Source organism: Xinfangfangia pollutisoli, from assembly GCF_020179405.1.
Lineage (GTDB): Bacteria > Pseudomonadota > Alphaproteobacteria > Rhodobacterales > Rhodobacteraceae > Pseudogemmobacter > Pseudogemmobacter pollutisoli.
On record NZ_JAICBZ010000052.1, the window covers coordinates 21474 to 29115 of the forward strand.

Sequence of the window (7642 nt, forward strand, 5' to 3'; positions counted from 1 at the left end):
CGACTGCGGGGCGCCTTAGGGGGCGCCATAGACAAGATGCGGCAGCCAGAGCGCGATTCCGGGGAACAGCATCACGATGACCAGCGTCAGCAGCATCAGCGCCACGATCGGCACGATGGACCGGTAGATATCGGCCAAAGACACATGATCGGGGGCCATGGCGCGCATCAGGAACAGGTTATAGCCGAAAGGCGGGGTGATATAGGCGATCTGGCAGGTGATCGTGTAGAGAACGCCGTACCAGATCAGCACATCCTGCGGCGCCATGCCAAGATCCAGCTTCGCCACCAGCGGCACATAAAGCGGCGCCACGATCACCAGCATCGCGGTATCGTCCAGGAACATGCCCATGACCAGGAACGAGACCTGCATCAGCACCAGGATCGTCCAGGGCGACAGGCCCATGTCCTGCAGGAACAGCGTCTCGATCGCCTTGACCGCGCCCAGGCCATCGAAAACCGCGCCAAAGGCCAGGGCGGCCAGGATGATCCACATGAACATGCAGCTGACGCCCAGGGTCTGGACAAGGCAGCTGTCAAAGACTTTGCGGGTCATCCGCCCGCGCAGCACCGCAACCGCCGTGGCGATGCTGGCGCCGATCACCGAGGCTTCGACCAGGCTGGCCCAGCCATAGAGGAACGGGCCCATCATCGCGGCGAAAATGGCGAAGGGCAGGATGCCCGCGCGCAAGAGCCGGTATTTCTCGGCCTGGCCGGCGGCGTGTTCCTCGGGGCTCAGCCGCGGGCCAAGGGCGGGGTTCCGCGCGCAGCGGATGATGATGTAGATCAGGAACACGCCCGCCATCAGCAGGCCCGGGAACACCCCGGCCAGCCACAATTGCCCGACCGGCTGGCGCGCGATCATCGCATACAGAACCAGCACCACCGAGGGCGGGATCAGGATCCCCAGGCTTGACCCGCCCTGGATCACCCCGGTGATCATCACCTTGTCATAGCCGCGCTTCAGCATCTCGGGCAGGGCGATGGTGGCGCCGATGGCCAGACCCGCCACAGACAGCCCGTTCATCGCGGAAATCAGCACCATCAGGAAGATCGTGCCGATGGCCAGCCCGCCCGGAATGGCGCCGAACCAGACATGGAACATCTTGTACAGATCGTCCGCCATGCGGGTTTCCGACATGACGTAACCCATCCAGACGAACATCGGCAGGGTCAGCATCGGATACCAGTTCATCAGCTTGATCGTGCTGGTGAACGGAATGGCCGAGCCGCCGGTGCCCCACAGCGCCAGCGCCGCGACCGCGCCGACAAAGCCGATCACCGCAAAGACCCGCTGTCCGGTCAGAAGCATGATCACCATGCCGCCGAACATGACGATGGCAATATATTCGTTCGGCATCAGAGTTCTTTCCCGCGCAGCCGCGCGATGTCGCGGATCAGGAAGGCCACGGATTGCAGGATCATCAGCAGCGTGCCGATGCAGATGATGATCTTGATCGGCGCCATATAGGGCCGCCAGACCGTGCGCGACCGCTCGCCGATCTCAAGCGCGTAAAGCGTGCTGTCGATGCCGCCATACAGCACGACGCCCAGGAAGAAGATCATCGCGAAGACGGTGACCGCATCCACCGCCGCCTGCCGCCTGGGCGACCAGCGGCCATACAGCAGGTCCATCCGCACATTGGCGCCCAGCTGCAGCGAATAGGCCCCGCCCAGCATGAAATAGGACACCATGGCGAATTGCGCCATTTCCTGCGTCCACAGCGGCGGGCGCCCGAAGGCCTTGGCAATGATCGACCACAGCAGCACGCCGGCCAGCAGGAACAGCAGATACATCGCCATCCGGCCGATGCGGTAATTAAGCGCCTCGACCAGGCGCACGTAAAGGATCGCTGCACGCGGCACCGGCCTAGCCCCCGTTGCTTTGCAAAAGGGCGCGCAACGGCAGACAGGCCCGGGCATGCGGATAGCCCGCTGCCGCCTGCGCCGGATGCGGCGAGGGTGCCGGTTCTGTCATCTGCGAGTCATCTCCCCGTTTTCACCAAGGGTTCCCGTCCGCGCGTTTTCTGTCAAGATTATTTCAACGGGCGAATCTCTGTTACAAACGTTTCTGGGCAACCAGGGGGCAGAATGGACGGCACGGCGCGGATCGAAGACCGGATGCGGGCGGCCCTGGGCGATCTGACCCGGGCCGAGCGGCAGGCGGCGACGCATATCCTGTCGCATTTCCCGATGTCGGCCCTGGGCTCGATCACCACGCTGGCGCGGGCGGCCGATGTGTCTTCGCCCACGGTGGTGCGGCTGGTGCAGAAACTGGGCTTCCGCGGCTATTCCGACTACCAGCAGGCACTGCGGCGCGAGGTGGAACATCTGCTGGTCGCCCCCCTGTCGCTGGCCGAGGGCGCGCCCGGCGCCCCGGCGCATCCGCTGCAGGGCTTTGCCGCCCAGGTCGTGGCCAATATCGACGCCACGCTGGCGCAGATCCCGGCCGCGGATTTCCTGGGCGCGGCGGCGCTGCTGGCCGATATGGGGCGGCGGGTGGTGGTGATGGGCGGGCGGCTGACCCATGCCCATGCCGATTACATGGCCACGCTTCTGCGGGTGATCCGGCCCGAAGTGACCTTCCTGGCCGATCATCTGACCGACTGGCAGCAGGCGCTGCTGGATCTGCGCATGGGCGATGTGGTGGTGATCTTCGACATCCGCCGCTACGAGGCCAATGCGGTGCATTTCGCCGAACTGGCCGCGGGGCAGGGGGCCGAGGTGGTGCTGATCACCGATCGCTGGCTGTCGCCGGCCGTGGCGCATGCCCGCCACACGCTGCCCTGCCAGATCGAGGTGCCGGCGGCCTGGGATTCCACCGCGGCGATCCTGGTGGTGGTCGAAGCGCTGCTGACCCATGTGCAGGGCCGGCTGCCGGATCAGGTTCAGGAACGGCTGAACCGGCTGGAAGACAATTTCGCCCGCACCAAGGTGTTTCGCGCGCCCAAGGTCGGCAAGGCCTAGGCCGCGCTTCAGTAACCTGCGGCGCGGTCGACCAGATGCAGGAAGGGCGCGCCCGCCTCGCCCCGGCGGATATTCTCGGCCAGGACGCGCGCGGCCGAGGCAGGGCGCGTATCGGCCGCGATATGCGGAGTGACCGTCACCTGCGGATGGGCCCAGAACGGATGATCCTGCGGCAGGGGCTCGACCCGGAACACATCCAGCGTGGCATGCGCAATCTGTCCACTGTCAAGCGCCGCCAGCAGCGCGGCATCGTCGATCAGCGGCCCGCGGCCCGGGTTCAAGATCACCGCGCCGCGCGGCAGAAGGGCAAGGCTTTCGGCATTCAGGATATTCTCGGTCTCGGCGGTCTTCGGCAACAGCAGGACCAGGATCTCGGCCAAAGCCAGCGTCTCGGCCAGCCCCTGCGCGCCGTGCCGGGTGACCAGGCCCGGAACCTGCTTTTCCGACCGGCTCCAGCCTGACACTGTAAAGTTCAGCTGCTGCAGCGCCTGCGCGCAGGCCAGGCCCAGCGCGCCCAGGCCCAGGAAGGCCACCTTGCGGTCGCGCGCCAAGGGCGGGCAGCGATGATCCCAGACATGGCCCGGGTTCACGATATGCCGGTCCATCCCCAGATGGTGGCGCAGCGTGTGGCCGGTCACCCATTCGACCATGCCCTCGGTCAGTTCGGGATCGACCATCCGGCACAGCGGCTGGGTCAGGGTCGGGTTGCCGACGATCCGCTCGACCCCGGCCCACAGCGACAGCACCGCCTTCGCCCGGGTGAAGGGGGTGAAATCCTGCAAGGGCGACGAGGGCGCATAGAGGATGTAATCGACCTGCGCCGGATCATAGGCATCGTCCAGGGTCAGGATGCGGGCGCCAAGCCCGGCATCGGCCAGAACGCGCGGCAGGATCTCGCGATAGTCCGGCCAGGTGGCGGGGGCGGCGAAAAGCAGGGTCAGCATGCGCCCGTGTCTAAGCCCGCACCTGCCCTCTGTCCAGCGCTTCCCCCTTGCGCCTGCCGGCACAAGGCCTAGCCTGCCGGCAGAACCGAAATCGGGGGCAAGCCATGACCGATCCGCGCACCGTCTATCTGGCCGATTACCGGCCCTTCTCGCATCTGGTCGACCGGGTTGACCTGACTTTCCGCCTGGATCCGCGCGCCACCCGCGTTACCGCGCGGCTGCATCTGCGGCCCAATCCGGCCGCGCGCGGCCGCCACCACCTGTGGCTGGATGGCGAGGAATTGCGGCTGGTTTCGGTGCGTCTTGACGGCGCGCTCTTGGACCTGACGCCCGACGAGAACGGGTTGTCGATCCCGGCAGAACTGCTGCCCGACGCGCCCTTCGTGCTGGAAACCGCCGTCGACATCTCGCCCGAGGCCAATACCGCGCTGGAAGGCCTGTACATGTCCAAGGGCATGTATTGCACCCAATGCGAGGCGCAGGGCTTTCGCAAGATCACCTATTACCCCGACCGGCCCGATGTGATGGCGCCGTTCAAGGTGCGGATCGAGAGCGACCTGCCGGTCCTTCTGTCGAACGGCAATCCGGTGGCTTCGGGGCAGGGCTGGGCGGAATGGGACGATCCCTGGCCGAAGCCCGCCTATCTGTTCGCGCTGGTGGCGGGCGATCTGGTGGCGCATCGCGCGCCCTTCACCACCGCCTCGGGCCGGGCGGTCGATCTGGGCATCTGGGTGCGTCCCGGCGATCAGGACCGCTGCGCCTATGCGATGGACAGTCTGATCCGCTCCATGCGCTGGGATGAACAGGTTTATGGCCGCGAATACGATCTGGACGTGTTCAACATCGTCGCGGTCGACGATTTCAACATGGGCGCGATGGAGAACAAGGGGCTGAACATCTTCAATTCGAAGTATGTGCTGGCCAGCCCCGAAACCGCGACGGACGAGGATTTCGCCAGGATCGAGGCGATCATCGCGCATGAATATTTCCACAACTGGACCGGCAACCGCATCACCTGCCGCGACTGGTTCCAGCTGTGCCTGAAGGAAGGGCTGACCGTCTTCCGCGACCAGCAGTTCTCGGGTGACATGCGCAGCGCGGCGGTGAAGCGGATCGAGGATGTGCTGACCCTGCGCGCGCGTCAGTTCCGCGAGGATCAGGGGCCCTTGGCCCATCCGGTGCGGCCGGAAAGCTTTGTCGAGATCAATAATTTCTACACCGCCACCGTCTATGAAAAGGGCGCCGAGGTGATCGGCATGCTGAAGCGGCTGGTGGGCGATGACGGCTATGCCAAGGCACTGGATCTGTATTTCTCGCGCCATGACGGGCAGGCCGCGACGATTGAGGATTGGCTGAAGGTCTTCGAAGATGCCACCGGCCGCGATCTGGCGCAGTTCAAGCGCTGGTATTCGCAGGCCGGCACGCCGCGGCTGAAAGTGTCCGATGACTGGGCCGATGGCACCTATACGCTGACGCTGGAACAGCAGAACCCGCCGACGCCGGGCCAGCCCGACAAGGACCCCAAGCTGATCCCGGTCGCCGTCGGGCTTCTGAACCCTAATGGCGACGAGGTGGTGCCGACCACGGTTCTGGAACTGTCGCAGGCCAAGCAAAGCTTCCGCTTCGAAGGCCTGGCGGCCAAGCCCGTGCCCTCGATCCTGCGCGGCTTCTCGGCCCCGGTGGTGCTGGACCGTGCCGCCAGCCCCGAGGAACGCGCCTTCCTGCTGGCGCATGACACCGATCCGTTCAACCGGTGGGAGGCGGGCCGGGCCCTGGCCAAGGATGTGCTGGCGCGGATGGCCAGCGAAGGCGCGGCCCCTGGGCCCGACTGGCTGGAGGCTTTGGAGCAGCTGGCCTTTGACGACAGTCTTGACCCGGCCTTCCGGGCGCTGGCGCTGCGCCTGCCCTCGGATGACGACATGGCCCAGACCCTGGCCGCGGCGGGCCATGTGCCCGATCCGCAGGCGATCTGGGCTGCCCGGCGCCAGGCGGGCGAGGCACTGGCGCGGCGGCTGGCCCCGCGCCTGCCCGGGCTGATCGCTTCCCTGGCCGAGCCGGGCCCCTTCACCCCCGATGCCAAGGCGGCGGGGCGGCGGGCGCTGCGGGTGGCGGCTTTGCAGATCCTGACCCGGGTCGATGGCGGCAAGGCCGCGACGGCGGCCTATGCCGCGGCCGACAACATGACCGAAGAGATCGGCGCGCTGACGGCCCTTCTGGACATTGGCCAGGGCCAGGCCGAGCTTGCCCGGTTCGAGGCGCGCTGGGCGGGGGACGCGAATGTCTTCGACAAATGGTTCGCGCTGCAGATCGCGCTGGCCGCGCCGGATCGCGCGGCGGCCGAAACGGCGCGGCTGACCCGGCATCCGGCGTTCGACTGGAAGAACCCGAACCGTTTCCGCGCCGCACTTGGCGCCTTGTCGGCCAATCATGCGGGCTTCCACCATGGCTCGGGCGCGGGCTATCGGACGGTGGCCGACTGGCTGATCCAGCTCGATCCGCTGAACCCGCAGACCGCGGCGCGGATGTCGACGGCGTTTGAAACCTGGCCGCGCTATGATGCGGCGCGCCAGGCGCTGGCCCGGGCCGAATTGCAGCGGATCCTGGCCGTGCCCGGCCTGTCGCGCGATCTGTCGGAAATGGCGGGGCGGATGCTGGCCGCGGGAGGCTGAGCGAAAGGCGCGGGCAGGGGGCGCCGATTTTCGTCGAAAATCTGGCCCGGCTCAGCCGGCCTTGCAATAGGGTTGCGCGGCGGTCCAGGCCGCCATGTCGGCGCGTTTCGATGCGGCGCGGAACGGCGCCCAGTCGCGCCCCAGCCCCTGGCCGCCGCCGCCCGCGACCATGCCGTCGCGCGCCACGTCCAGCGACAGGATCTCGACCGCGCAGGTCAGATTGGCCGAGCCGTCCTTCAGCGCGCCCACCGAGCTTGCATCGCAATCATGGCCGCGCGCCGTGCCCGGGGCGATCTGCAACAGCCCGATCCAGCGCCCGCCGCCGCCCGAAGCGCGCGGGTTCCAGGTGCTTTCATGCTTGGCCAGCGCGCTCATCAGCCCGACCCAGAAGGCGCGGCGTTCGTTCAGCGAGGCCTTCTCATAGCCCGGGCACCAGGTGCCGATGTCGCGCGGCACGCGCTGGGCCAGGACCTGATCCTTCTCGGCCACCGCGACCAGCGCGGCGGTGGTCCAGTGCGGCGCCTCGGGCCGGTGATCCCAGCGCATCGGCGGCGGCGACAGAAAGTTCAGCGCGGTGGTGTCATCGGGCATCACACAACCGGCCAAAAGCGGCAAAGCCAGAAGCGCGCACAGCCGCCGCGCCTTGCTTCGGACATTCAACTTCCGCCGCGATTCCATCATTCCGCCTCGTTCCCTGGGCATCCTTGGGCCTGATCTTCTTGACGATCCGACCCCGGAAGCTTCTGACCTCGGTGTTCCAGCCATGGCCCTTACACTGCCGATTACCCCGCTGACCACCCGGCTGGCCGGCCCCGCGCGGGATCTTGCCCATCGTCTGGCGGGGCTTGCGCGCCGTTCCGCCCGGCCGCAGGCGCCTGCCGCACCCGATCTGCCGCTGGCGCAACGCCTGCATGTGCCGCTGCTGTTCGAGGCACCCGAACAGGCGCTTTGCGCCCGAATCGTCGCCCATCACGCCGCCTTGGCCGCCGAGCACCGCTGGGATCCGCTGCTTTCGGCGCTGGTCGAGGCCGATCAGGCCCGTGCCGCGGCCCCGGGCGGGCAA

At 67.2% G+C, this 7642-nt stretch carries 7 protein-coding genes; 3 read left to right on the forward strand and 4 right to left on the reverse strand.

The genetic code is table 11. The annotated features are described in order from the left end of the window. Positions 1-15: 15 nt before the first annotated feature. Both K1Y73_RS14700 and K1Y73_RS14705 read right to left on the reverse strand, forming a co-directional pair. Positions 16-1359, reverse strand: a complete 1344-nt coding sequence (locus tag K1Y73_RS14700) for a TRAP transporter large permease (protein WP_225029062.1) — start codon at positions 1357-1359, stop codon at positions 16-18. Next, positions 1359-1865, reverse strand: a complete 507-nt coding sequence (locus K1Y73_RS14705; protein ID WP_225029063.1) for a TRAP transporter small permease subunit — start codon at positions 1863-1865, stop codon at positions 1359-1361. The genes K1Y73_RS14700 and K1Y73_RS14705 overlap by 1 nt, the downstream gene beginning before the upstream one ends. Before the next feature lie 225 nt (positions 1866-2090). Here K1Y73_RS14705 and K1Y73_RS14710 point away from each other — a divergent pair, with 225 nt between their 5' ends. Next, positions 2091-2966, forward strand: a complete 876-nt coding sequence (locus K1Y73_RS14710; protein WP_225029064.1) for a MurR/RpiR family transcriptional regulator — start codon at positions 2091-2093, stop codon at positions 2964-2966. Between the two features lie 8 nt (positions 2967-2974). On the opposite strand, the gene K1Y73_RS14715 is transcribed toward K1Y73_RS14710, so the two are convergent. Further along, positions 2975-3910 (reverse strand): 2-hydroxyacid dehydrogenase, encoded by a 936-nt coding sequence (locus K1Y73_RS14715; protein ID WP_225029065.1) that lies wholly within the window; start codon positions 3908-3910, stop codon positions 2975-2977. Positions 3911-4014: 104 nt separating this feature from the next. Between K1Y73_RS14715 and pepN the strand changes: the two genes are divergently transcribed. Then, complete coding sequence (pepN, locus tag K1Y73_RS14720) at positions 4015-6579, forward strand: aminopeptidase N (protein ID WP_225029066.1); 2565 nt, start codon at positions 4015-4017, stop codon at positions 6577-6579. Between the two features lie 51 nt (positions 6580-6630). Here pepN and K1Y73_RS14725 read toward each other — a convergent pair whose 3' ends face one another. Continuing rightward, positions 6631-7170, reverse strand: coding sequence for a transglycosylase SLT domain-containing protein (locus K1Y73_RS14725; protein ID WP_225029067.1), 540 nt, complete (start codon positions 7168-7170; stop codon positions 6631-6633). Between the two features lie 172 nt (positions 7171-7342). On the opposite strand from K1Y73_RS14725, the gene K1Y73_RS14730 reads away from it, so the two are divergent. Beyond that, a partial coding sequence (locus K1Y73_RS14730; RefSeq protein WP_225029068.1) for a hypothetical protein occupies positions 7343-7642 on the forward strand: 300 nt, incomplete at its 3' end.